Source organism: Streptomyces ochraceiscleroticus (assembly GCF_000720485.1).
Classification (GTDB): Bacteria; Actinomycetota; Actinomycetes; order Streptomycetales; family Streptomycetaceae; genus Streptomyces; species Streptomyces ochraceiscleroticus.
The window spans coordinates 94,084-118,790 of the sequence record NZ_JOAX01000002.1 but is presented as its reverse complement, the minus strand read 5'-3'; the positions used below and the strand labels follow the sequence as shown (position 1 = coordinate 118,790).

Below are 24,707 nucleotides of genomic sequence, written 5' to 3'. Positions count from 1 at the left end.
TCCGGGGGCGGGCGCGCTGCCTGACGGGGGCGGTCACTCGAAAGAGGTGGGGAAAACCCGAGGGTCAAGACGCCGACCGGCTCCATGTCCGGTACGGCCCGGAGCGGACAGGCTGGACACCATGGACACCGCATACGGTTCGCCGTCCCCTGCGCCGCGTGCCCCGCACGCTTCCGAGGGCCCCGGCCCGCACCGCGTCCCCTTCGTGCTGCGCGCCCCGTTCTCCGGCCGGACCTGGCGGGAGTTCCTCCATCTGCTGATCGGCCTGCCGATCGCCATCGTGATGTTCACCTGTGCCGTCACGATGACGTCGCTCGGCGCCGGCTTGCTGATCACGTTCCTCGGCATACCCGTGCTGGCCGCCGGCCTCGTCGGCTGCCGCGGTCTCGGCGCACTGGAGCGGGTACGGGCGCGCGCCCTGCTCGGCCTGGAGGTGCGCGCCCCCGAACCGGTCGGCGCCGCCAAGCCGAGCCTGATGGGCCGGGTCGGCGGGATCCTGAAGAGCGGCGCGTCCTGGCGCCATCTCCTGTACTGCCTGCTGCACTTCCCGTGGGCGGTCTTCGCGTTCACCGTCTCGGTGACGCTGTGGTCGCTCGGCTGGGGCCTGCTCACGTATCCGCTGTGGCGCTGGACCTTCCCGATGTACCTCGGCCAGGACGGCATCCAGCTGTACGGGGACGAGACGCACGGCTTCTACCTGGACACCCCCTTCGAGATAGCCGTGTCCTGCGTCGTCGGGCTGCTGTTCGTCCTGGTCTGGGGCGGGGCCGTGCGCGGTCTCAGCCAGGTGGACCGGCTGCTGGTGCGCGGGCTGCTGGGCCCGTCCCGGCTGGCCGGCCGGGTGACGGAGCTGGAGTCGGACCGTACGGCGGTGTCCGAGACCGCGGCCGCGGACCTGCGGCGGATAGAGCGCGATCTGCACGACGGGGCCCAGGCCCGGCTCGTCGCGCTCGCCATGGACCTGGGGCTCGCCAAGGAGAGGCTGCGGGAGGACCCGGAGGCCGCCGCCCGGATGGTGGACGAGGCGCACGGCGAGGTGAAGATCGCGCTCCAGGAGCTGCGCGACCTGGCCCGCGGCATCCACCCGGCGATCCTCACCGACCGCGGCCTGGGCCCGGCGCTCTCCGCGCTCGCCGCGCGCTGCGAGGTGCCGGTGCGGGTCAGCGTGGACCTGGCGGCGCGGCCCGCCGCCGCGATCGAGGGGATCGCGTACTTCACGGTCTCCGAGCTGCTGCGGAACGTCTCCGAGCACGCGCGGGCGAGCAGCGCGTCGGTGGACGTGTGGCGGTCCGGGGACCGGCTGATGGTGCTGGTCTCCGACAACGGCCGGGGCGGGGCGCACACCGGGCCGGGCAGCGGACTGGCCGGCCTGGCCGAGCGGCTGGACGCGGTGGACGGGCTGCTGGTCATCGACTCACCGGCGGGCGGCCCGACGGCGATCACGGCGGAGCTGCCCTGGCGCGACTGACGGCCGACGGGCGGACGGCGGGCGGAGCGCGACCGACGGACCGGCGGGCGGGCGCGGCGTAGACGGCCGACGGGGCCGACCGGTGGCCGACGGACAGGGCGCGGCGGAGGCGGCGAGCGGGGCGCGGCGGAGGCGGCCGGGGCGGTGCCGCCGGCGCCTCCGCCGATCGTCGTACCGCGCCTACCGCGCGGAGATCCTGCAGGTCCGCGCGGCACTTCCGCGGCCGTCCGCAATCGGCCATTCCGAGTTATCCACAACCCGCACGGTGATCCGACGCGCGCGTCCGAATCCTGGGATGCTGAAGAGCGTCGAACCGAGAACGGGTGGGGGAGCCGAAGATCGTGGAGAACAGCGTGCGGGTGGTCATCGCCGAGGATTCAGTGCTGCTGAGAGAGGGCCTGACGCGGCTGCTGACCGATCGGGGGCATGAGGTCGTCGCCGGAGTCGGCGACGGGGAGACGCTGATCAAGGCCATCGGGGAGCTGGCCGAGGAGGGGGCGTTGCCGGATGTGGTCGTCGCGGACGTCCGCATGCCGCCGACGCACACGGACGAGGGGGTGCGCGCCGCGGTCCGGCTGCGCCGGGACCACCCCGACCTGGGCGTACTGGTGCTGTCGCAGTACGTCGAGGAGGAGTACGCGACGGAGCTGCTGGCCGGTTCGAGCCGGGGCGTCGGCTATCTGCTCAAGGACCGGGTAGCAGAAGTCCGTGAGTTCGTCGATGCGGTGGTGCGGGTCGCCGAAGGCGGCACGGCGCTCGACCCGGAGGTCGTCGCCCAGTTGCTGGGCCGCAGCCGTCGGCAGGACGTACTGGCCGGCCTCACCCCGCGGGAGCGCGAGGTGCTGGGACTGATGGCCGAGGGACGGACGAACTCCGCGATAGCCCGGCAGTTGGTGGTGAGTGACGGTGCGGTGGAGAAGCACGTCAGCAACATCTTCCACAAGCTTGGCCTCGCCCCGAGTGACGGGGATCACCGTCGCGTACTAGCAGTGCTCACCTACCTCAACTCCTGACCACCTGACAGGCTGTCAGCCGACGGTGCCGGTGCGGGGCGTCACTCCGGCACGGGAGTACGGAGCGCTGATCAACCGTTGAAGCACGGAGCGTCCTACAGAAGAAGCCGCGGGGGGCGGATGATTCATGGCGAAATACGACAGAGCGGCGTCTCGCTCCTGCGTCCACCATGTGAGCGCAGCGTCTCACGTTCACGTCCAGCATGTGATCGCCTCAAGGAAGGCGACCCTTACCCACGTACGATGGCCATGGGACGACAGGTCCGCACGTTGCGTCCCGGATTCCCTGCCCACGGCGGGGACACCCCAGGCCCCGAGGGAGGTCCGAAGCAGTGACCAGCCAGGTCAGTAGCCCAGCCGACAAGACCGACGGTGCGCTCGCAGGGGAACCGTGTACCCCTGCCACGGAGAACGGCGCCGGCAAGGAGGTCCGCAGGCTGGACCGGGTGATCATCCGGTTCGCGGGCGACTCCGGTGACGGCATGCAGCTCACGGGTGACCGTTTTACTTCCGAGACGGCCTCGTTCGGCAACGACCTGTCGACCCTGCCGAACTTCCCCGCCGAGATCCGGGCCCCCGCCGGCACGCTGCCCGGTGTGTCCAGCTTCCAGCTGCACTTCGCCGACCACGACATCCTCACGCCCGGCGACGCGCCCAACGTCCTGGTCGCGATGAACCCGGCGGCGCTGAAGGCCAACCTCGCGGACGTGCCGCGCGGCGCGGACATCATCGTGAACACCGACGAGTTCACCAAGCGCCCGATGGCGAAGGTCGGTTACGTCACCAGCCCGCTGGAGGACGGCTCGCTGGAGGCGTACAACGTCCATCCGGTCCCGCTGACAACGCTGACGATCGAGGCGCTGAAGGACTTCGGCCTGTCCCGGAAGGAGGCCGAGCGCTCCAAGAACATGTTCGCGCTGGGCCTGCTGTCGTGGATGTACCACCGTCCGACGGAGAGCACCGAGGCGTTCCTGCGGCAGAAGTTCGCCAAGAAGCCGGACATCGCCGAGGCGAATGTGGCCGCCTTCCGGGCGGGCTGGAACTTCGGCGAGACCACCGAGGACTTCGCGGTCTCCTACGAGGTGGCGCCGGCGACCAAGGCGTTCCCGACGGGCACGTACCGCAACATCTCGGGCAATCTGGCGCTGTCCTACGGCCTGGTGGCCGCGGGCCGCCAGGCGGACCTGCCGGTCTACCTCGGCTCGTACCCGATCACCCCGGCCTCCGACATCCTGCACGAGCTGTCCAAGCACAAGAACTTCGGCGTGCGGACCTTCCAGGCGGAGGACGAGATCGCGGGCATCGGCGCGGCGCTGGGCGCGGCGTTCGGCGGCTCGCTCGCGGTGACCACCACCTCCGGCCCCGGCGTGGCGCTGAAGTCGGAGACGATCGGTCTGGCCGTCTCCCTGGAACTGCCGCTGCTGATCGTGGACATCCAGCGCGGCGGCCCGTCGACGGGTCTGCCGACCAAGACCGAGCAGGCCGACCTGCTGCAGGCGATGTACGGGCGAAACGGCGAGGCGCCGGTGCCGATCGTCGCGCCGAAGACCCCGGCGGACTGCTTCGACGCGGCGCTGGACGCGGCCCGTATCGCGCTGTCGTACCGCACGCCGGTCTTCCTGCTCTCCGACGGTTACCTGGCCAACGGCTCCGAGCCCTGGCGCATCCCGGAGGTCGACGAACTGCCGGACCTGCGCGTGCAGTTCGCCACCTCGGCCAACCATGAGCTGGCGGACGGCACCGAGGCCTTCTGGCCGTACAAGCGCGATGCGCAGACCCTGGCCCGCCCCTGGGCGGTTCCCGGCACTCCGGGTCTGGAGCACCGCATCGGCGGCATCGAGAAGCAGGACGGCACGGGCAATATCTCCTACGACCCGGCCAACCACGACTTCATGGTCCGCACCCGGCAGGCCAAGATCGACGGCATCGAGGTGCCCGACCTGGAGGTCGACGACCCGTCAGGGGACGCCGACACGCTGGTCATCGGCTGGGGTTCGACGTACGGCCCGATCACCGCGGCCGTGCGCCGGGTGCGCCGCGCGGGCGGGCAGATCGCCCAGGCGCATCTGCGCCACCTCAATCCCTTCCCGGGGAATCTCGGTGCGGTGCTGGGGCGTTACGACAAGGTGGTCGTCCCCGAGATGAACCTGGGCCAGCTCGCGACGCTGCTGCGGGCGAAGTTCCTCGTGGACGCCCAGTCGCACACCCAGGTCAGCGGGATGCCCTTCAAGGCAGAGCAGCTCGCCGCCCACCTCGAAGAGGTAATGAAGCAGGGCCCGAAGGAGGCCATCAATGACTGAGACGATCGCGGAGGGTGCGGCGCAGATCGAGGCGCTTTCCCTGGTGCCCAAGGCCGAGGCCAAGCAGTCCATGAAGGACTTCAAGTCCGATCAGGAAGTGCGCTGGTGCCCCGGCTGCGGCGACTATGCCGTCCTCGCCGCCGTGCAGGGCTTCATGCCCGAGCTCGGCCTGGCGAAGGAGAACATCGTCTTCGTCTCCGGCATCGGCTGTTCCTCCCGCTTCCCGTACTACATGAACACCTACGGGATGCACTCCATCCACGGCCGCGCCCCGGCCATCGCCACGGGCCTGGCCTCCTCGCGGCGCGACCTGTCGGTGTGGGTGGTCACCGGTGACGGCGACGCGCTCTCCATCGGCGGCAACCACCTCATCCACGCCCTGCGCCGCAACGTCAACCTCAAGATCCTGCTGTTCAACAACCGGATCTACGGGCTGACCAAGGGCCAGTACTCGCCCACCTCCGAGGTCGGCAAGATCACCAAGTCGACGCCGATGGGTTCGCTGGACGCGCCCTTCAACCCGGTCTCGCTGGCGATCGGCGCCGAGGCGTCCTTCGTCGCGCGCACCGTCGACTCCGACCGCAAGCACCTGACGAGCGTGCTGCGCCAGGCCGCGGCGCACCCCGGCACGGCGCTGGTGGAGATCTACCAGAACTGCAACATCTTCAACGACGGCGCGTTCGAGGCGCTCAAGGACAAGGAGAAGGCCCAGGAGGCCGTCATCCGCCTGGAGCACGGGCAGCCGATCCGGTTCGGCGCGCCCGCCGAGGACGGCCTCGGGTCCAAGGGTGTCGTCCGCGACCCGGCAACGGGCGATCTGCGGATCATCGACGTCACGCAGGAGGGGACCGCGGGCGTGCTGGTGCACGATGCGCACAACCCCTCGCCCACCACGGCGTTCGCGCTCTCGCGGCTCGCCGACCCCGACACGCTGCACCACACCCCCATCGGTGTGCTGCGCAGCGTGGACCGGCCGGTGTACGACACCTTGATGTCCGACCAGCTGGACGCCGCCATCGAGCAGAAGGGCAAGGGCGACCTGGCCACCCTGCTCGCCGGCAACGACACCTGGACGGTCGTCGGCTGACGACCCGGGCGGCCCCGGCCGCCGCTTTCTCTCCCGGCTGCCCGGGACCGGCCTGCGGGCGCGGTCCCGGGCAGCCGTACGTGTACGGCCACCGCCCCACACTCCCGTGCGCCGCGCAGGCCGCCGCCCGCTGTCCCACGCTTCCGTGCGCCGCGCCGCCCGCCACGCTCATCCCCGGTCCCTGCCCGGTTCCGGATATGTAACCACCGTATTTGAAATACGGGCATGACATGCGAGGCCGGCGGCGTTACCTTCGGAGAGCTCGCTGCGTCTCGCCGCCGCACGCCCTCGACGCGTCGTGCCGGTGCCCGCCCGTCCCAGGAGGACCCCTTGCCGTCTCCGTCCGACCAGCGCACCGGCCTGGCCTACGGCTTCGTGGCGTACGGCCTGTGGGGCGTCCTCCCCCTCTACTGGCACCTGCTGTCCGCCGCCTCCCCCACCGAGATCCTGGCCAGCCGCATGGCCTGGTCGCTGCCGGTGGCCCTGGTCTTCCTGGTGGCGCTGCGCCGCTGGTCCTGGATACGCCCGCTGCTGCGGCAGCCGAAGCGGCTCGGCCTGGTCGTGGCGGCGGCCGCCGTCATCTCGGTCAACTGGTACCTCTACATCTGGGCGGTCAACGCCGGCCATGTGCTGGAGGCGTCCCTCGGCTACTTCATCAACCCGCTGGTCAGCATCGCGTTCGGGGTGATCTTCCTGCGCGAGCGGCTGCGCCCGCTGCAGTGGGCCGCGGTGGGCGTCGGCACGCTGGCGGTGGTCGTGATGGCCGTGGCGTACGGCCAGGTGCCCTGGATCGCCCTCGTCCTCGCCCTGTCCTTCGCCACGTACGGCCTGCTCAAGAAGGGCGTCAAGCTCGGCGGCATCGAGGGGTTCAGCGTCGAGACGACCATCCAGTTCCTGCCCGCGCTGGGCGTCCTGATCTTCCTGGGCGTACGCGGCGAGTCCAGCTTCCTCAGCGATGGCGCGGGGCAGGCGCTGCTGCTCGCGGGCTGCGGCATCGCCACGGCCCTGCCGCTCATCGCCTTCGGCGCGTCCGCCGTCCGGCTGCCGCTGTCGGTACTCGGCATGCTCCAGTACCTCGCGCCGACCTTCCAGTTCGTCCTCGGCCTCACCGTCTTCCACGAGGCCATGCCGCCCGAGCGCTGGGCGGGCTTCGCCCTCGTATGGCTGGCGCTCGCCGTGCTCACCTGGGACGCGCTGCGCACGGCGCGGATGTCCCGGGCCGCTGCCCGGACGGCGTCCGCTTCTCAGGCCGTGATGTCCCGGGTCGTGAACCGGGCCCAGGCCGCCGAGCCGAAGACCAGCGCGTAGACCGCCTGGAGGCCGAGGTTGCGGCGGATGTCGTCCCAGTAGACCGGGTCGCGCAGCAGGTCGGCGAAGCTCAGCCAGTAGTGCGGGAAGAGGTACGGCTGGACGGCGTGCAGCTGCGGGATGGTGTTCAGGATCTGCAGGGTGATCACCACTCCGACGGTCATCGCCATGGCCGCGATCCCGCTTCCGGTGAGCGTGGAGACGAACAGCCCCAGCGCGGCCACGCCGATCAGCGAGAGGGCGACCACGCCCGCGACGGCGAGCGCCCGCAGCAGCCCCTCGGCGAGCGGCACGGTCGTCCCCGACAGCAGCGTGACCTCGCCCAGCCCGAACAGCAGCGCGCCGACGGCCAGCGCTGACGTCGCCACGACCAGCGTCGCCACCAGGCAGAACACCAGCGTGCTCGCGTACTTGACGAGCAGCAGCCGGGTCCGCCCGGCCGGGGCGACGAGCAGGTACCGCAGCGTGCCGGCGCCCGCCTCGCCCGCGATCGCGTCCCCGGCGACGACGCCGAGCGCCATCGGCAGGAACACCGGCAGGGTGGCCGCGAGGGAGGTGAAGACCAGGAAGAGCCCGTTGTTCGTGACCAGGGAGATGAAGGCCGGGCCGCCGCGGGCGCCGCCGTCCTCGGTCTGGACGCGGATGGCGATCCCGACCAGTACCGGTACCAGGGCCAGCACGGCGAGCAGCACGAGGGTACGGCGGCGCCGGAACGTCATACCGATCTCATTGCGCAGCAGGCCGAGCGTCCACAGCGGACTCGGCCCCCGGGAGACCCGTACCTCGGCCGCCCCCACCACCGTCTCAGCCCGCGACATCGAAGCCCTCCCCCGTCAGTGCCACGAAGACGTCCTCCAGCGAGGCGCGTTCGGCCCCGAAGGCGCGGACACGGACGCCGGCCGCGACGAGCGCGGCGTTCAGGTCGGCCGGATCCGGCCCCCCGCCCATGCCCGCCGGATCCGGTCCCCCGCCCGCGCCGACTGCTTCCGGCCCCGCGCCGCCGGGCCCCGGCGGCAGCTCCCCCGTCACCCGGTCCTCGCCCACCACGAGGTCGGTCAGGCCGTGTTCCTTGAGCACCCGGGCCGCCTCCGCGGTGTCCGGGGTGGTGACGGCCAGCCGGCCGCGGGCGCCGGCCGCGAGCTCCGCCACCGTCCCCTGTGCGATCAGCCGGCCGCGGGACATCACGGCGGCGTGCGTGCAGACCTGCTCGATCTCGTCCAGGAGGTGCGAGGAGAGGAAGACGGTCGTGCCGTCGGCGGCCAGCTCGCGCACCAGGCTGCGGATCTCGCGCATGCCCTGCGGGTCCAGGCCGTTGGTCGGCTCGTCCAGGACCAGCAGCTCGCGGGGGCGGAGCAGGGCCGCGGCCAGCCCGAGCCGCTGCTTCATGCCGAGGGAGTACGCGCGTGCCTTCTTGCCGGCCGCGGCCGCCAGGCCCACGCGTTCCAGGGCCGTGGCCACCCGCGCGGCCCGGGTGCGGGGATCGGCGGTCGGGTCGGCGGCGTCGTACCGCAGGAGGTTGGCCCGCCCGGTGAGGAAGCCGTAGAGGGCCGGGCCCTCGATGAGCGCGCCGACCCGGGGCAGCACCCGGCGCGCGGCGCCGGGCATCGGCTCGCCGAGCAGCCGGGCGCCGCCCGCCGTCGGCTCGATCAGGCCCATCAGCATGCGGATCGTGGTGGTCTTGCCCGAGCCGTTGGGGCCGAGGAAGCCGAAGATGCTGCCGGGCGGCACGGACAGGTCGAGCCCGTCGACGGCCGGCGGCCCGCTCCCGTACCTCTTGGTCAGGCCGTGCGTCTCGATGACGGGCGCCCCGGGAGCCGCTCCGTCCTCCCCGTTCGACGACGGTGGCGCCATGCACTCCCCCACTGTGTGCCGGGACTGGTACCGGGCCGGGCGGCGGCACGGCGGCCGGTCACCGCCGTACCGCCGCCGCGCTCACTTCGCCGTGCTCACTTCCACCACGGTCACTTCCACCGCGGTCACTTCGCCGCGTTCGCCGCCTTGATCAGGGACTGCCGGTCGACGGCGCCGACGTAGACCGTGCCGTCGTCCGTCATCAGGGCATTGACCAGGCGCGTACTGAAGACATGGCCGGAGCCGAAGCTGCCGGTCACCTTCTCGCCCATCGAGTCCAGGAACTTGGCAGCGTCGCCCGTGGGGACACCTGCCTTCTGCCCCGCGGCCGCTTCCTTGCCCTCGCCGGCCTTGCCCTCGCCCTCGCCCTCGCCCTCGATCTTCGCGATCGCGGTCCAGCCGTGGCCGATGACGTCCAGGCCGCCCCCGTCCCCGGCCCGCGCCTCGTGCAGGCCCTGCGGCAGCCCGCCGGGCAGGCCCTTCGGGAGGTCCCCGGCCGCGTCGTCGTGCCGCTGCGTACGGACCCGGTCGCCGTCGACGATCTTCGCGCCCTTGGGCGGGTCGAAGGCGAACGTGCTCGCCGCCGGCTTCGCGAAGTCGACCGAGGTGAACCCGGCCTCAACGGCCGGTGCGCCACCGCTCTTCGGCGTCAGCGTGAAGCGCAGCGGTACGCCGTTGTCCGCGTCCACCGCGATCCGTACCGAACCGACGGTCGAGCCGGCCTGCTTGGGCTTGACCAGCAGCTGGTAGGCGTCCCGCCCGGCGATCTTGGCGGTGCCGTCGACGGTGACCGACGTGGTGTCACCGGCCGCGTCGAGGACGTGCTCGGCGAGCTCCTGCGGGGTGACGTCGCCCAGGCCCTTGGGCATGGCCCGGCGCTGGTCGCCCTTCTTCGGGGCGTCCGACTCCGGCCCGGTGGCGCGGAAGGCGGTGTTGCTGCCGCTGTCGTACCCCCACACCTTGGCGCCGTCGCGGACCAGGCTGTACTCGGCGGCCTTGTCGATGACGGACACCCGCTGCCGGTCGGGTCCGTCGGCGGCGACCCGCAGCGTGTGCGTGCCGGACGCCAGCTCCATGAGCTTGTCCTTCGGGTCGGCGGACGCACCGCCCTTGCCCTGGCCGGAGCCCAGCGCTCCCGCGCCCATGCCGCCGGGCAGTTCCGGCAGGCCGAGGTCGGTGCTGGTCCGTACCGTGCCGGACAGCTGCTGCACGTCCGACGCCGCTACCTTCGCGATCAGGTCCTGCGCGGATATCTCCGGCAGGTCGGGGTCGCCGGCACCGGCGAACGCGGGGACCAGCCCGATCGTTGCCGCCGCCACCCCCGCCACTGCGACGGGGACGCCGTACCGGATGACCTTGCGGCGTCCCGTGCGCTTCCCCCCGTCGTCCCATTCACCGGTGACCCGTGACGCTTCGTTCCGTGGCATGTGCTTCTACCTCCGTCGTAGGCGGCGGTCTCAACGCAACGCACTCGTCCACACCTCGGGCTCATTGTGGCCCGCTCCGCCATGGCGTGGTGGTGTCAATGCCATCAAATCCGCCAACCCGAAGCGTCAGCCCCGGGGCTGGAACGGTGTACTGCTGAAGGATGAGACGCCCCTGAGGGGCAGCGCGCGGCGTACTGCCACGGGCGAAGCCCGCCGTACGCCGCCGGACCGGTCAGCCCGCCCGGTGCACCACCGCGTCGCACAGCTCCTGGAGCGCGGTCTTCGCCGCGCACTCCGGCAGCGGTGCCAGCGTCGCGCGCGCATCCTCGGCGTACCGGATCGTGTCGCGGCGGGCCTGTCGCAGGGCGGCGTGGGCGCGCAGCCCGGCCAGCGCCTCGGCGTGCCGGGCGTCGTCGGTGAGGTCCTGGTCCAGGAGGGCGGCCAGCGCGCGGTCCTCCTCGGTCGCCGCGTCGGAGGCGGCGAGCGCGCGGAGGTGCAGGACCGGCAGCGTCGGGATGCCCTCGCGCAGGTCGGTGCCGGGGGTCTTGCCGGACTCGCCTGCGTCGCTGGCGATGTCCAGCACGTCGTCGGCGAGCTGGAAGGCGGTGCCCAGGCGCTCGCCGTACTGCGTGAGGATGTCGACCGTGGCCTCGTCGGCGCCGGACATCATCGCGCCGAAGCGGCCGGCGACGGCGATCAGCGAGCCGGTCTTGCCCGCGATGACGTCGAGGTAGTGCTCGACCGGGTCGCGGCCGTCGCGCGGCCCCGCGGTCTCCAGGATCTGGCCGGTCACCAGCCGTTCGAACGCCTCGGCCTGGATGCGGACCGCTTCCGGGCCCAGGTCGGCCAGCGTGTGCGAGGCGCGCGCGAAGAGGAAGTCGCCGGTCAGGACGGCCAGCGAGTTGCCCCAGCGGGCGTTGGCGCTCTCCACGCCGCGGCGCACCTCGGCCTCGTCCATGACGTCGTCGTGGTACAGCGTCGCCAGGTGCGTCAGCTCCACGACGACGGCCGAGGGCACGATGCCCGGCGCGTACGGGTCACCGAACTGGGCGGCCAGCATCACCAGCAGCGGCCGGAAACGCTTGCCGCCCGCGCGGACGAGATGCTGCGCGGCGTCGGTGATGAACGGCACGTCGCTCTTGGTGGCCTCCAGCAGGCCCTCCTCGACAGCCGCCAACCCGGCCTGGACATCGGCCTCAAGAGCCTGGTCCCGCACGCTCAGCCCGAAGGGCCCGACGACGGTCACGAGGGTTACTCCTGTCTGCTGACGATCAAACGGATTGTCGATCTGTCGCTGTCTCCACCATTGGCCAGCGTATCCGGTCGCAGTTCGATCACCATGAGCGCCCGTCCGTCTGCCGTACCCGGCGGCCGACAGGGCGACGCCGTACCGGGGCCCGGCATGTTCTTGATCACCCAGCGTCGCGGGTTTTGTACCGGGAGGAACGGACAGCAGAAGCAAGTTAATCTTCCCGAGCCCCAGGAGTCACCCCCGTGTCCGGACCCCCGCACCCTCGCGACGATCATTCCTTCCTCGGTCACCCGCGAGGACTGCTGACCCTCTCGGGCCTGGAGGTCTGGGAGCGGTTCTCCTTCCTCGGCATGCAGGCCATCCTGGTGCTGTACTTCGCCGATCAGGTCGCGCACGGCGGCCTGGGCATGGCGGAGAACACCGCGGCATCGGTCACCGCCGCCTACGGCACCCTGGTCTACCTCGTCTCGGTCGCCGGCGGCTGGCTCGCGGACCGGATGCTCGGCTCCTACCGCGCGGTCCTGTGGGGCGGCGTCCTGATCGCCTGCGGCCACTACTCCATGGCGGTGCCCACCGCGGCCATGACCTGGGTGGGCCTGGGTCTGATCATCGCCGGCACGGGCCTGTTGAAGCCCAACGTCTCGACCATGGTCGGCAAGCTCTACGCGACCGAGGACGAGCGCCGGGACGCGGGCTTCGCGCTGTACTACATGGGCATCAACATCGGCGCCTTCCTCGCCCCGCTGGTCATCGGCTGGCTGGGCCAGAAGCAGGGCTGGCACTGGGGCTTCTCGGCCGCCGCGATCGGCATGACCCTGGGCCTGATCCAGTACATCGCGGGCCGCAAGGGCCTCGCGGGCCGCAAGCACAGCGCCGAATTCGCCCTGCCGCAGGCCGCGATGCGCCGCGCGACCTGGCTGATAGCCGGCGGCTGCGTGCTGGTCGCCGCCGTCGCCACGGGCCTCGCCCTCGCCGGTTGGCTGACCATGGACCGCACCGTGGACGTGCTGACCGTGATCTCGGTGATCGCGCCCATCGTCTACTTCGTGGTGATGTTCCGCAGCCCCCGGGTCGGCTCCAAGGAGCGCGGCCGGCTCCGCCCCTACCTCGTGCTCTTCGCCGCCTCGGTGGTCTTCAACTTCGTCCTCTTCCAGTCGTACTCGACGATGACGCTGCTGGCCGCGAGCCATGCGGACACCGAGATCCTCGGCTGGGAGTTCCCCTCGACCTGGTACGGCTCCGTGCTCGGCGGCGCCGAGGTGCTGCTCGCTCCGGTCGTCGCGGCCGTCTGGGTCAAGCTGGGCCGGCGCCAGCCGCACGCCTCGCACAAGATCGCGTACGGCGTGATCCTGGGCGGCCTGTCCTTCCTCGTGATGGTCCCCGCGACGCACGGGCAGACCGGCGACTGGAAGATGGCCGCCTGGTGGCTCCTGATCTCCTTCGTCCTGCTCGGCCTCGGCGACATCCTGCTGGAGACCACCGGCATGTCCGCGACGACCAAGCTCGCGCCCGCCGCCTTCGCCAGCCAGACGATGGCCCTGTGGTTCCTCTCCCTCGCCCTGGCCAACGGCATCCAGGCCCAGGTCGTGAAGTACTTCGGCGAGATCGCCAACGACCTGTACTTCGGCCTCAACGGCGGCTTCGCGGTCGTCGTGGGCCTCGCGGTGATCGCCGCCGGACCCTGGCTGCGCCGCACCATGCACCCCGTTCACTGACACCCCCCTGGACCGGCCTCATGCGCATCCGCACCGACTTCCCGTACCGGACGTTCTGCGAGGACGTCCGCATCCCCCTCCCGGACGGCACGCAGCTCTACGCCCGCGTCTGGCGCCCGTACGGCACGGAGCCCGTCCCCGCGCTGCTCGAATACCTGCCCTACCGGCTGAGCGACTGGACCGCGCCGCGCGACGCCCAGCGCCATCCGTACTACGCGGGCCACGGCTACGCGTCCGTCCGCGTCGACGTCCGCGGCCACGGCAACTCCGAGGGCCTGCCGACCGACGAGTACTCCGAGACGGAGCTGGCCGACGGCGTCGCCGTCATCGAGTGGCTGGCCGCGCAGCCGTGGTGCTCCGGCAAGGTCGGCATGTTCGGCATCTCCTGGGGCGGCTTCAACAGCCTCCAGCTCGCGGCCCGCGCGCCCAAGGCGCTGAAGGCGATCGTCACGGTCTGCTCGGCCGACGACCGCTTCGACAACGACGTGCACTACATGGGCGGCTCGCTGCTCGCCGTCGACATGCACGCCTGGGCCGCCACGATGCTCGCCTTCGTCTCCCGCCCGCCGGACCCGGCCCAGGTCGGCGAGGGCTGGCGCAAGCAGTGGACGGACCGCCTCGAAGCGGTCGATCCGTTCATCCACACCTGGCTGGACCACCAGTCGCGGGATGCGTACTGGCAGCACGGCAGCGTCTGCGAGGACTACTCGGCGATCAAGGCGGCGGTGCTCGCGGTCGGCGGCTGGCACGACCCGTACCGCGACACCGCGCTGCGCCTGGTCCAGCACCTAGACGCGCCCGTGCGCGGCCTCATCGGGCCCTGGTCGCACCAGTATCCGGACCGCGGCCTGCCGCCGGGCCCCGCGATCGGCTTCCTCCAGGAGACGCTGCGCTGGTGGGACCACTGGCTCAAAGGCGAGGACCGGGGCGTCGAGGACGACCCGCTGCTGCGCGCCTGGATCAGCGAGTCGCACCCGCCGGCCACGGTGTACGACGAGCTGCCGGGCCGCTGGGTCGCCGACCCCGCCTGGCCCTCGCCGAACGTCACGCCGACCGCGTACACCCTGCCCGGCGACCGGCCGCTGTCGGTCCGCTCGCCGCAGCACACCGGCGTCGACGCGGGCCGCTACTTCCCGTTCGGCAACGACGCCGACCTGCCGCCGGACCAGCGCGAGGAGGACGGCCGGTCGGTCTGCTTCGACCTGCCGGAGCTGACCGAGCGGGTGGAGATCCTCGGCCGGCCGCGGGTCACCCTGCGGCTGACCTCCGAAGTACCGCGCGGCCAGGTCATCGCCCGGATCTGCGACGTGACGCCGGACGGCTCGTCCACGCTGGTCACCCGGGGCGTACTGAACCTGCTCACCCGGCACGGCCGGGACCGGGCCGTGGAGTGGACGCCGGGCGCCACGGAGGACGTGACCTTCGAGCTGAACGGCATCGGACACGCGTTCCCCGCCGGGCACCGCATCCGCGTAGCGCTCTCCTCCGCGTACTGGCCGTGGATCTGGCCGCACGCAGGCAGCGAGGCGGGCTGGACGGTCGACCCGGCCGCCAGCACCGTCGAACTGCCGGTCCGCACCCCGGGCACGGAGGAGCCGGAGATCACCTTCGAGGTGCCCGAGCAGTCCGAGCCGCTCGGCGTGGTCTTCCCCGAAGGCAGTGACCAGCGGCCCGAGCGGAAGGTGATCCGGGACGTCGCGGCCGGCACCTGGACGCTGGAGGTCGACCCACGCTACGGCGGCACCCGGATCTACCCGGACGGGCTGGAGTTCACCGAGGACGCGCTGGAGACCTACCGGATCGACAGCGCCGACCCGGAGAGCGCCGCGACCCGCTCGGACTGGTCGATCCGGCTGCGCCGTCCGGACCTCGGCTGGGACGCGCGCATCGAGACCCGCTCGGAGATCACCACGGACGGCGGGGACTTCGTGACGGAGAACGAGGTCGTGTGCCGGGACGGGGACGAGGAGGTCTTCCGCCGGAGCTGGCACCGGCGCATCCCACGCACGGCGGTGTGAGCCCGAAGAAAGGGCGGGCCCGGTACGAGCATTCGATGCCGTACCGGGCCTGCCCTTTCAGGGGCGCGGGGAACTGCGCGCCCAGCCACACACGGCCCGCAGCCGCAGCCCCACGGAAAACCCCCAGCGGAGCGTTACCGCGTCTGCGCGATGGACCTGGCCAGCCGGGGCGATGCGAACTCCGTGCCGCAGACGAAACGCATCACCGGGCCGTAACTGGCCGCCGCCGGCAGCCCCGTGAAGTACAGGCCCGGCACGGACGACTCGAAGCCGGCGCCCAGCCGCGGTCCGCCCGCGCCCACCGCCAGCTCAGTCCGCAGCCCCTGCCCGAGGAAGTCCAGCGCGCCCAGGTCCACCCGGTACCCGGTGGCCGCCAGCACGTGGTCGGCGGCCAGCTCGCCGTCGTACCCGTCCGAGCCGCGCAGCGACAGCACGGGGCGGCCGTCCTCCACCCGGGCCCGCACGATCCGCCGCCCGGCGCTCACCTGCACCCGGCCCACGAACCGGTCCCGCAGCCACCACGCGCCCAGCGGCCCCAGCACCCGCTTGACCAGGAACTGCCGGGTCGGCGCCGGCAGATAGCGGAAGCCGTCCGCGTGGTACGAGAAGGCGTACAGCGACCAGGCGTTGCCGAACGGCGTCTCGGGGCGCAGCTTCGGCTGCCGGTCCGGCGGCGCGCCGAAGCCGACGGCCTGCCGGCCGCGGGCCAGCACCCGCACCGAAGCGCCGGCGTCCGCGAGCAGCACCGCGCTCTCCAGTGCCGACTGCCCGGCGCCCACGACCACGACCTCCCGGCCCGCGAACCCGGACAGGTCCGCGTGCTGGGAGGTGTGCGAGATGGGCCCAGTGGGGGACGGTCCATCCGGTACGGCGTCGGCCAGCTCGGCGGGCACGTGCGCGAAGCCGGTGAGTCCCGTGGCCACGACCACCGCACGGGCGCTGAACTGCTCACCGCTGTCCAGCTTCAGCTCGAATCCGGACCGCTGCCGGTCGACGGAGACGACCCGGACCTCCTCCAGGTCCGGCACCAGCCGCTGCTGGAACCACTGGCCGTACCGGACGAAGGTCTCCACCGGGATGATGTCCCAGTCCGACTCGTACCGCCGCTCCCCCGAGGCCGCGCAGTAGTCGACGAGCGTGTGGCCGGGCTGCGGGGTGTCGATGCTGGACGCGGCCGGCGTGGACTTCAGCACCATGCCGGCCGGCATGTGCTCGCTCCAGCTCACCATCGGGCGGCCGAAGGTCCGTACGGGTATGCCGCGTGCGCGGAGATGAGCGGCGGTGGACAGGCCGAAGGGGCCTGCGCCGATGACTGCTACCGGAGTGTTCACTCGGGTTTCCCTCCCCAGGGTGCTGCTGATGCGTCGTACTGCGTACCGGTGCACGGCTCGGGGCCGCGCTGCCCGGAACCGTGCGGGAATCGGAGCGCGCCGGCGGGGCGCGGGGCGTCAGCGGTCGTGCCACCGGCCCGACCGGTCACGCCACATCTGCCAGAGGTGCTTGGCGCCCGGCCGGACGAACCGCGCGAGCATGGTGAAGAACGGCTTCATGTCGTCGGCGGCGAGCCAGGCCAGCTCCGTGCTCGCCGGGCGGTCCGGCACGTGCGGGGTGGTGTAGCCGCTGCGGCGGTACGCCAGCCAGGCGGGCAGGTCGATGTTCTCCACCACGAAGCGGTGCCCGGCCCGCTGCTCGCCCTCCGGCACCGCGCGGCCGGTCAGGTCCAGGTGCTGGGCGCGGACGACGTCGATGCCCGCCTCGTTCTCGAAGAGCCGGAACTGCGCGCCCATCCGCGGGTTGAAGTCCAGCAGCTTGTAGCGCCGGTCCCGGCGGTCGTAGCGCCAGTCCAGGTCGACGATGCCGCTGAAGCCGATGCGCTTGATGAACTGCGCGGTCATGTCGGCCAGTTCGGGGTTGTCCACGACGTACGCGCAGGCCGTCATTCCGGCGTGCGGCGGCCAGGAGCGGACCTTGACCCCGGTGAACATCGTCAGCGCCGCGCTGTCCCCGTCGAAGTACGCGTGCACGATCCAGTCCTCGGCCTCCTCGCGCGGGAGGTACTCCTGGAGGATCACGCCGGGGTGCGGGCCCCAGTCCTTGGCGAGATGCCGGAGGTGGGCGGCGTCCGCGATGCGCGTGGTGCCGTTCACGGCGGGCCGGCTGCGGCGCTGGAACGCCTCCCGGTTCTTGGCGACGACCGGGAAGCGGGCCTGTGCGGCGAAGTCCTCGACGTCCGCCTGGTTCTGCGGGAAGGCCGCCCGGGGGGACGGGATGCCGTGTTCGGTGCACAGCTCGTGCAGGCCCTGCTTGCTGGCGAGTCTGCGGGAGAGCCCGGAGGGGGTGCGCGGGAAGAGGAAGCGGTCGCCCAGGACGTCCGCGTGCTCGGCGATCAGTACCGCGGCCTCCTCGTCGGTCGGCACCAGGACGGCCGGCCGGCCGAGCCGGCGGCCGATCCGCAGCAGTCCGTCGACCAGCCGCTCCGGGTCCTCGCGGCCGGTCGTCGGCCAGACGAACCGCCCCTTGAGGTACCGCGACGCCGCGGCCGGCGTGTATCTGTCCTCGGTGATCGCGTACATGGGCACGCCCAGCCGTCCCAGGCTGCGGATCGCCCCCACCCCGCCGTGGTGCAGCGGATAATCACCGATCTTCACAATCAGCCCTGGCACGGTCCGGTCGACCGTGAACCGCGTGCTGGCATGAGCCACGTGTCCCCCCTATGGCCACAGCCCCACCCCGGCCGCGCCCCGTCAGGACGCTAGAACCCCCGTGGGCGGCCTGCCAATCCATTTCCGGACATTGCTAACTCTTTAGGTATGTCTCGGATGAGCGGTACGGAACGGGCGCCTGCTGCCCCGTCGGGCAGGATCCATCTCACGGTGCTGTTGGGGCTGTTGTCATGCGCGTGACTGCTAGCCTCACGAATCCTGTCCCACAACGGAGGAGACGTACGTGCGCAAGGCAGCGCAGATCGCCGGGGCGGCCGCCATCGCCGCGATGCTGCTCAGCGGCTGCGGCAGCAGCAGCGAGGGCGACGAGGAGAGCAAGCCGTCGCAGTCGGCGGACGGTGCCGACAAGCCCGCGAGCGGCATCGACGGCGCCTGGCAGTCGAAGTCCGCGAACGGCACGGTCACCCTCGCGGTCATCGGCGAATCCGCCACGCTGTCCACGGGCAAAACTGCCTGCCAGGGCACGGTCCAGGACATGGGAACCACCATGCTCGCGCTGAAGTGCAGCGATGGCGACGACACCCGTTCGATGGGCACGGTGAAGCAGACCGGCGACAAGCTCACGGTGAGCTGGAAGAACGGGCCCACCGAGGAATTCACCAAGACCGAGGGCAAGGTGGAGATCCCCAAGCCCGACCTGCCGTCCGGCACCAACTGAGCGGCTTCCCCCGAGGAGATCAACGTGCGTAAGCGCATTCAGTTCGCCGCCGTCGCGGCCGCCGCGGCCGCGGTCCTGCTCGCCGGCTGCAGCGGCGGCAGCGACACCGGCGGTGGCGCGAAGAAGTCGGAGTCGCCGTCGCCGTCCGCTTCATCGGCCGGACGGACGCCCGGTGCCGACGTCTCCGTGGCGTCCCTGGAGGGCGGCTGGACCACGAACGCGCTGCACGCCGACAAGGGCCTGCTGATCCTGTCCGTCTCGAAGCACGAGGCGGTACTGATCGGCAAGAAGTCCTGCGGCGGCAAGGTCGTGGACGGCCAGCCGATCGAGCTCACCTTCAAGTGCACCGACGGCGACACCGAGCACTCCGCGGGCACGGTGCAGAGCCTGCAGGGCAAGAAGCTCACCGTGCGCTGGGCCTCCGGCAAGGAGTCCGTCTTCACCCGGACCGAGGGCACGACGGACCTGCCGTCCATCGACCCCTCGGCGCTGGACGGCTTCCAGCGGAGCGGCTGACGTACCCGGCCGTCCCGCATACGCACGAAGCTGCCCGGCACCCCTCGGGGGGGGTGCCGGGCAGCTTCGTGCGTACGGATACCTCGCCGGGTCAGCGGACGAAGACCCCCGCCTGCCCCGCCAGGTCGAGGAAGTACTGCGGCGCGAGGCCCAGGACGAGCGTCACCACCACGCCGACCGCGATGGCCGTCATGGTCAGCGGGCTGGGCACCGCCACCGTCGGGCCGTCCGCCTTCGGCTCGTTGAAGAACATCAGGACGATCACCCGGATGTAGAAGAACGCGGCGACCGCGGACGAGAGCACACCGATCACGACCAGCCAGCCGGCGCCGCTCTCCGCCGCCGCCTTGAACACCGCGAACTTCCCCGCGAACCCAGAGGTCAGCGGGATACCGGCGAAGGCCAGCAGGAAGACCGCGAACACTGCCGCGACCAGCGGCGAACGCCGCCCGAGCCCCGCCCACTTGGACAGGTGCGTCGCCTCGCCGCCCGCGTCCCGCACCAGCGTGACCACCGCGAACGCGCCGAGCGTCACGAAGGAGTACGCGAGCAGGTAGAAGAGGACCGACGAGATGCCGTTCCTGCTCGTGGCGATCACGCCGGCCAGGATGAAGCCCGCGTGCGCGATGGAGGAGTACGCCAGCAGCCGCTTCACATCGGTCTGGGTGAGCGCGATGACCGCGCCGGCCAGCATCGTCAGGATCGCCACGCCCCACATCACCGGGCGCCAGTCCCAGCGCAGGCCCGGCAGCGCGACGTACAGCAGCCGCAGCAGCGCGCCGAACGCGGCGACCTTCGTGGCGGCGGCCATGAAGCCGGTCACCGGGGTCGGCGCGCCCTGATACACGTCCGGGGTCCACATGTGGAACGGGACGGCGCCGACCTTGAAGAGCAGGCCCATCACGACCAGCGCCCCGCCGATCAGCAGCAGCGCGTCATTGCCCATGGTGTCGGCGAGCGCCGGGTCGATCTGCTTGGCGCCGTCGCTGACGACCTCGGCGATGCCCGCGTACGTCACCGTGCCCGCGTAGCCGTACAGCAGGGCCACGCCGAAGAGCAGGAACGCCGAGGAGAACGCACCGAGCAGGAAGTACTTCACCGCCGACTCCTGCGAGAGCAGCCGCTGGCGGCGGGCCAGCGCACACAGGATGTACAGCGGGAGGGAGAAGACCTCCAGCGCGACGAAGAGGGTCAGCAGGTCATTGGCCGCCGGGAAGACCAGCATGCCGCCGATCGCGAAGAGCGCGAGCGGGAAGACCTCGGTCGTCGTGAAGCCGGCCTTGACGGCCGCCTTCTCCGCCTCGCCGCCGGGAACCGCGGCGCCCTGGGCCGCGAAGGAGTCCACCGGGCGGCCGTGCGCCGCGGGGTCCAGCCGGCGCTCGGCGAAGGTGAAGATCGCGATCAGCGAGACCAGCAGGATCGTGCCCTGCAGGAAGAGCGCCGGGCCGTCCACCGCGAGGGCGCCCATCGCCGCGATGTGTGCCTTGGTCGTGCCGAAGCCGCCGGCCGCGAGGCCGATGACCGCGGCGAACGCGGCGGCCAGCGCGACCACGGAGAGCAGCACCTGCGCGTAGTACCGGCCGCGGCGCGGCCAGAACGCCTCGACCAGCACGGCGAGCACGGCCGCGCCGAGCACGATCAGGGTCGGCGCAAGCTGTGCGTACTCGATGTGCGGCGCCGGAATCCTGCCGGGGCCGTCCGGGGCCAACGGGGAGCCGGCCGCCCCGTCCGCCATCGTCCACAGGGTGTGGACCGCTGCCACGGATGTCACTTCGCGGCCTCCGCATCTCGATCGGAACCGGCCTCATGCGGCTCGGCGTTGACCCGTACGTCGGGCTTGGGGTCCTGCCTGTCCACGACGGACAGCGTGTGGTCCACCGCCGGATTGACGATGGAGGTCAGCGGCTTCGGATAGACGCCGAGGAAGAGCAGCAGCGCGATCAGCGGCGCCACCACCACCAGCTCCCGGGCCTTGAGGTCGGGCATGCCCTGCACCTCGGCCCTGACCGGGCCGGTCATCGTGCGCTGGTACAGCACGAGGACGTACAGCGCGGCCAGCACGATGCCCACCGTGGCGATGATGCCGATGACGGGATACCGGCTGAACGTGCCGACCAGGACCAGGAACTCGCTGACGAACGGCGCGAGGCCAGGCAGCGACAGCGTGGCCAGGCCGCCGATCAGGAAGGTGCCGGCCAGCACCGGCGCGACCTTCTGCACGCCGCCGTAATCTGCGATGAGGCGCGAGCCGCGGCGGGTGATCAGGAAGCCGGCGACCAGCATCAGCGCGGCGGTGGAGATGCCGTGGTTGACCATGTACAGCGTCGCGCCGCTCTGGCCCTGGCTGGTCATCGCGAAGATGCCGAGGATGATGAAGCCGAAGTGGGAGATGGACGCATAGGCGACCAGGCGCTTGATGTCCCGCTGGGCGACCGCGAGCAGCGCGCCGTACAGGATGCTGATCAGCGCCAGGACGAGGATCACCGGCGTGGCCCACTTGCTGGCCTCGGGGAAGAGCTGGAGGCAGAAGCGGAGCATCGCGAACGTGCCGACCTTGTCGACCACCGCGGTGATCAGCACGGCGATCGGCGCCGTGGACTCGCCCATGGCGCCCGGCAGCCACGTGTGCAGTGGCCACAGCGGCGCCTTCACCGCGAAGGCGAAGAAGAAGCCGAGGAAGAGCAGCCGCTCCGTGCCCGCGCCCATGGTCAGCTCGCCGGCCGCGCGGGCCTGGACGATCTGGGAGAGCGAGAAGGTGCCGGTGCCGAGCTGGTCGGCGGTGACGGCGTACAGGCCGATCACCGCGGCCAGCATGATCAGGCCGCCGGCGAGGTTGTACAGCAGGAACTTCACCGCGGCGGACGAGCGCCGGGCCGCGCCCTCTGTCGCGTCGTGCGTGCCCGCCCGGTCCCCGAAGCCTCCGATGAGGAAGTACATCGGGATGAGCATGGCTTCGAAGAAGATGTAGAAGAGGAAGACGTCGGTGGCCTCGAAGGAGAGGATCACCATCGCCTCGACGGCGAGGATCAGCGCGAAGAGGCCCTGGGTGGGGCGCCAGCGCCGATTCGCGTTGTCATGGTCGAGGGCGTCGGCGTCGTGCCAGCCGGCCAGGATCACGAACGGGATCAGCAGGGCGGTCAGCGCGATCAGCGCCACCGAGATGCCGTCCACGCCGAGCTCGTACCGGACGCCGAAGTCGGCGATCCAGGCATGCGACTCACTGAGCTGGAACGGGCCCTTGGCGCCGGGGTCGAAGCGGACCGCGATCACCAGCGCCAGTGCCAGCGTGGCCAGCGAGAAGAGCAGCGCCAGCCACTTGGCGGCGGTGCGCTTCGCGGCGGGCACCGCGGCCGTGGCGACCGCGCCGATCGCTGGGACCGCGGCTGTGGCCGTCAGCAGGGGAAACGACATGGCTCAGACACCCCTCATCAGCAGGGTCGCGAAGACCAGCACCGCGGCGCCGCCCAGCATCTGCAGGGCGTAGGAGCGGACGTAACCGGTCTGCAGGCGGCGCAGCCGGCCGGAGAGACCGCCGACCGACACCGCGGTGCCGTTGACCGCGCCGTCGACGACGGAGTGGTCGATCTGCTCCAGCGCGCGGGTGAGCTGCTCGCCGCCGCGGACCAGTACGACGTGGTTGAAGTCGTCCTGGAGCAGGTCGCGCCGGGCGGCGCGGGTGAGGAACGAGCCGCGCGGGGCGACGGCGGGCACGGGCTTGCGGCCGTACTGCAGCCAGGCGAGGGCCACGCCGAACAGCAGGACCACGATGGTCGCGGAGGTCACCGCCGCCGCACTGAGCGGGGAGTGGCCGTGCTCGAAGGAGGTGACCGGCTCCAGCCAGTGCACGAACGCCTCGTTGATGCTGAACAGGCCGCCGGCGAAGACCGAACCGAACGCCAGCAGGATCATCGGGAGCGTCATCGACTTCGGCGACTCGTGCGGATGCGGTGGCGTGTACTCGCCGCGCGTCTCGGCCGCGGGCTCGACGCTCGGCTCGGCCGGCGACGGGGTCGGGGCCTTGCGCCAGCGCTCCTCGCCGAAGAAGGTCATCAGCATCACGCGCGTCATATAGAACGCGGTGATCCCGGCGCCGAGCAGGGCCGCTCCCCCGAGGATCCAGCCCTGGGTGCCGCCCGAGGCGAACGCCGCCTCGATGATCTTGTCCTTGGAGAAGAAGCCGGACAGCCCCGGGAAGCCGATGATGGCGAGGTAGCCCAGGCCGAACGTCACGAACGTGATGGGCATGTACTTCCGCAGGCCGCCGTAACGGCGCATGTCCACCTCGTCGTTCATCCCGTGCATCACGGAACCGGCGCCGAGGAAGAGGCCCGCCTTGAAGAAGCCGTGGGTGACCAGGTGCATGATCGCGAAGGCGTACCCGATCGGGCCCAGCCCGGCCGCGAGGATCATGTACCCGATCTGCGACATCGTCGAGCCCGCGAGGGCCTTCTTGATGTCGTCCTTCGCGCAACCGACGATCGCACCGAAGAGGAGCGTGACCGCGCCGACCGCGACCACCGCGGTCTGTGCGTCCGGCGCCCCGTTGAAGATCGCGCCGGAGCGGGTGATCAGGTAGACCCCCGCGGTGACCATCGTGGCGGCGTGGATGAGGGCCGAGACCGGGGTCGGGCCCTCCATCGCGTCGCCCAGCCAGGACTGCAGCGGCACCTGCGCGGACTTACCGCACGCGGCCAGCAGCAGCATCAGCCCGATGGCGGTCAGCTTGCCCTCACTGGTGTCGCCCACCGCGCCCAGCACCGGGCCGAAAGCGAACGTCCCGAAGGTGGTGAACATCAGCATGATCGCGATGGACAGGCCCATGTCGCCGACCCGGTTGACCAGGAACGCCTTCTTGGCCGCCGTCGCCGCGCTCGGCTTGTGCTGCCAGAACCCGATGAGGAGGTACGAGGCGAGGCCGACGCCCTCCCAGCCGACGTACAGCAGGAGGTAGTTGTCGGCGAGGACGAGCAGCAGCATCGCCGCGAGGAACAGATTCAGATAGCCGAAGAAGCGGCGGCGCCGCTCGTCGTGCTCCATGTAGCCGATCGAGTAGATGTGGATCAGCGATCCCACACCGGTGATCAGCAGCACGAACGTCATCGACAACTGGTCGAGCTGGAAGGCGACGTCGGCTTGGAAGCCGCCCACCGGGATCCAGCTGAAGAGGTGCTGGTGCAGGGCGCGGTCCTCGGCGCCCCTGCCCAGCATGTCCGCGAACAGCACCAGGCCGATGACGAACGACACCACCGCGAGCAGCGTGCCGAGCCAATGGCCCGTACGGTCCAGGCGTTTGCCGCCGCAGAGCAGCACGGCCGCACCGACCAGTGGTGCCCCGACGAGCAGCGCGATCAGAGATTCCACGAGTGCGACC

At 71.4% G+C, this 24,707-nt stretch carries 18 protein-coding genes; 9 read left to right on the top strand and 9 right to left on the bottom strand.

All coding sequences use genetic code 11. From position 1 onward, the window contains the following. Positions 1-121 precede the first annotated feature (121 nt). From IG84_RS0102655 to rarD, 5 genes are all read left to right on the top strand, one after another. Positions 122-1,468: a sensor histidine kinase gene (locus IG84_RS0102655; protein WP_031050861.1), complete on the top strand. Its 1,347-nt coding sequence runs from the start codon at positions 122-124 to the stop codon at positions 1,466-1,468. Positions 1,469-1,821: 353 nt separating this feature from the next. Next, on the top strand, positions 1,822-2,481 hold the full coding sequence (locus IG84_RS0102650) for a response regulator transcription factor (RefSeq protein ID WP_031050860.1): 660 nt from the start codon (positions 1,822-1,824) through the stop codon (positions 2,479-2,481). 332 nt (positions 2,482-2,813) lie between these two features. Next, entirely contained in the window at positions 2,814-4,781 is a 1,968-nt protein-coding gene (locus IG84_RS0102645) for a 2-oxoacid:acceptor oxidoreductase subunit alpha (RefSeq protein ID WP_031050857.1), read from the top strand. Next, a complete protein-coding gene (locus IG84_RS0102640) occupies positions 4,774-5,868 on the top strand; it encodes a 2-oxoacid:ferredoxin oxidoreductase subunit beta (RefSeq protein ID WP_031050854.1) in 1,095 nt (364 codons plus the stop codon). Before IG84_RS0102645 ends, IG84_RS0102640 begins: the two co-directional genes overlap by 8 nt. Positions 5,869-6,198: 330 nt before the next feature. Further along, positions 6,199-7,176 carry an EamA family transporter RarD gene (gene rarD / locus IG84_RS0102635; protein WP_037799113.1) on the top strand — a complete coding sequence of 326 codons (978 nt, stop codon included), beginning with the start codon at positions 6,199-6,201 and terminating at the stop codon, positions 7,174-7,176. On the opposite strand, the gene IG84_RS0102630 is transcribed toward rarD, so the two are convergent. The 4 genes from IG84_RS0102630 to IG84_RS0102615 form a co-directional block, all read right to left on the bottom strand. Then, positions 7,113-7,994, bottom strand: a complete 882-nt coding sequence (locus tag IG84_RS0102630) for an ABC transporter permease (RefSeq protein WP_031050848.1) — start codon at positions 7,992-7,994, stop codon at positions 7,113-7,115. The genes rarD and IG84_RS0102630 overlap by 64 nt on opposite strands. Next, positions 7,981-9,027 carry an ABC transporter ATP-binding protein gene (locus tag IG84_RS0102625; protein WP_031050845.1) on the bottom strand — a complete coding sequence of 349 codons (1,047 nt, stop codon included), beginning with the start codon at positions 9,025-9,027 and terminating at the stop codon, positions 7,981-7,983. Before IG84_RS0102625 ends, IG84_RS0102630 begins: the two co-directional genes overlap by 14 nt. Before the next feature lie 125 nt (positions 9,028-9,152). Further along, positions 9,153-10,454, bottom strand: a complete 1,302-nt coding sequence (locus IG84_RS0102620; RefSeq protein WP_031050842.1) for a LolA family protein — start codon at positions 10,452-10,454, stop codon at positions 9,153-9,155. Between the two features lie 232 nt (positions 10,455-10,686). Further along, a complete protein-coding gene (locus IG84_RS0102615; protein ID WP_031050840.1) occupies positions 10,687-11,700 on the bottom strand; it encodes a polyprenyl synthetase family protein in 1,014 nt (337 codons plus the stop codon). Between the two features lie 248 nt (positions 11,701-11,948). On the opposite strand from IG84_RS0102615, the gene IG84_RS0102610 reads away from it, so the two are divergent. Both IG84_RS0102610 and IG84_RS0102605 read left to right on the top strand, forming a co-directional pair. Further along, entirely contained in the window at positions 11,949-13,421 is a 1,473-nt protein-coding gene (locus IG84_RS0102610; protein WP_031050838.1) for a peptide MFS transporter, read from the top strand. Between the two features lie 20 nt (positions 13,422-13,441). After that, a complete protein-coding gene (locus tag IG84_RS0102605; protein WP_031050836.1) occupies positions 13,442-15,439 on the top strand; it encodes a CocE/NonD family hydrolase in 1,998 nt (665 codons plus the stop codon). A 134-nt stretch (positions 15,440-15,573) separates the two neighbouring features. Here IG84_RS0102605 and IG84_RS0102600 read toward each other — a convergent pair whose 3' ends face one another. Both IG84_RS0102600 and IG84_RS0102595 read right to left on the bottom strand, forming a co-directional pair. Continuing rightward, positions 15,574-16,770 carry an NAD(P)-binding domain-containing protein gene (locus tag IG84_RS0102600; RefSeq protein ID WP_031050833.1) on the bottom strand — a complete coding sequence of 399 codons (1,197 nt, stop codon included), beginning with the start codon at positions 16,768-16,770 and terminating at the stop codon, positions 15,574-15,576. Positions 16,771-16,887: 117 nt separating this feature from the next. After that, positions 16,888-18,087, bottom strand: a complete 1,200-nt coding sequence (locus IG84_RS0102595; RefSeq protein WP_382467557.1) for a carboxylate--amine ligase — start codon at positions 18,085-18,087, stop codon at positions 16,888-16,890. A 298-nt stretch (positions 18,088-18,385) separates the two neighbouring features. On the opposite strand from IG84_RS0102595, the gene IG84_RS0102590 reads away from it, so the two are divergent. Continuing rightward, positions 18,386-18,820, top strand: a complete 435-nt coding sequence (locus IG84_RS0102590) for a hypothetical protein (protein ID WP_031050829.1) — start codon at positions 18,386-18,388, stop codon at positions 18,818-18,820. Positions 18,821-18,844: 24 nt separating this feature from the next. Next, complete coding sequence (locus IG84_RS0102585) at positions 18,845-19,336, top strand: hypothetical protein (protein ID WP_051861312.1); 492 nt, start codon at positions 18,845-18,847, stop codon at positions 19,334-19,336. Positions 19,337-19,427: 91 nt separating this feature from the next. Here the strand turns inward: IG84_RS0102585 and nuoN are convergent, their stop codons facing one another. Genes nuoN through nuoL form a run of 3 tightly spaced genes read right to left on the bottom strand, consistent with a single transcriptional unit; the run spans position 19,428 to position 24,697 of the window. After that, entirely contained in the window at positions 19,428-21,107 is a 1,680-nt protein-coding gene (gene nuoN, locus IG84_RS0102580) for an NADH-quinone oxidoreductase subunit NuoN (protein ID WP_031050825.1), read from the bottom strand. Beyond that, the gene (locus IG84_RS0102575) at positions 21,104-22,747 is read right to left on the bottom strand and encodes an NADH-quinone oxidoreductase subunit M (protein WP_031050823.1); all 1,644 of its coding nucleotides are present in this window, start codon (positions 22,745-22,747) and stop codon (positions 21,104-21,106) included. The genes nuoN and IG84_RS0102575 overlap by 4 nt, the downstream gene beginning before the upstream one ends. A gap of 3 nt (positions 22,748-22,750) precedes the next feature. Then, entirely contained in the window at positions 22,751-24,697 is a 1,947-nt protein-coding gene (gene nuoL / locus IG84_RS0102570) for an NADH-quinone oxidoreductase subunit L (RefSeq protein WP_031050821.1), read from the bottom strand. Between the last annotated feature and the right edge of the window lie 10 nt (positions 24,698-24,707).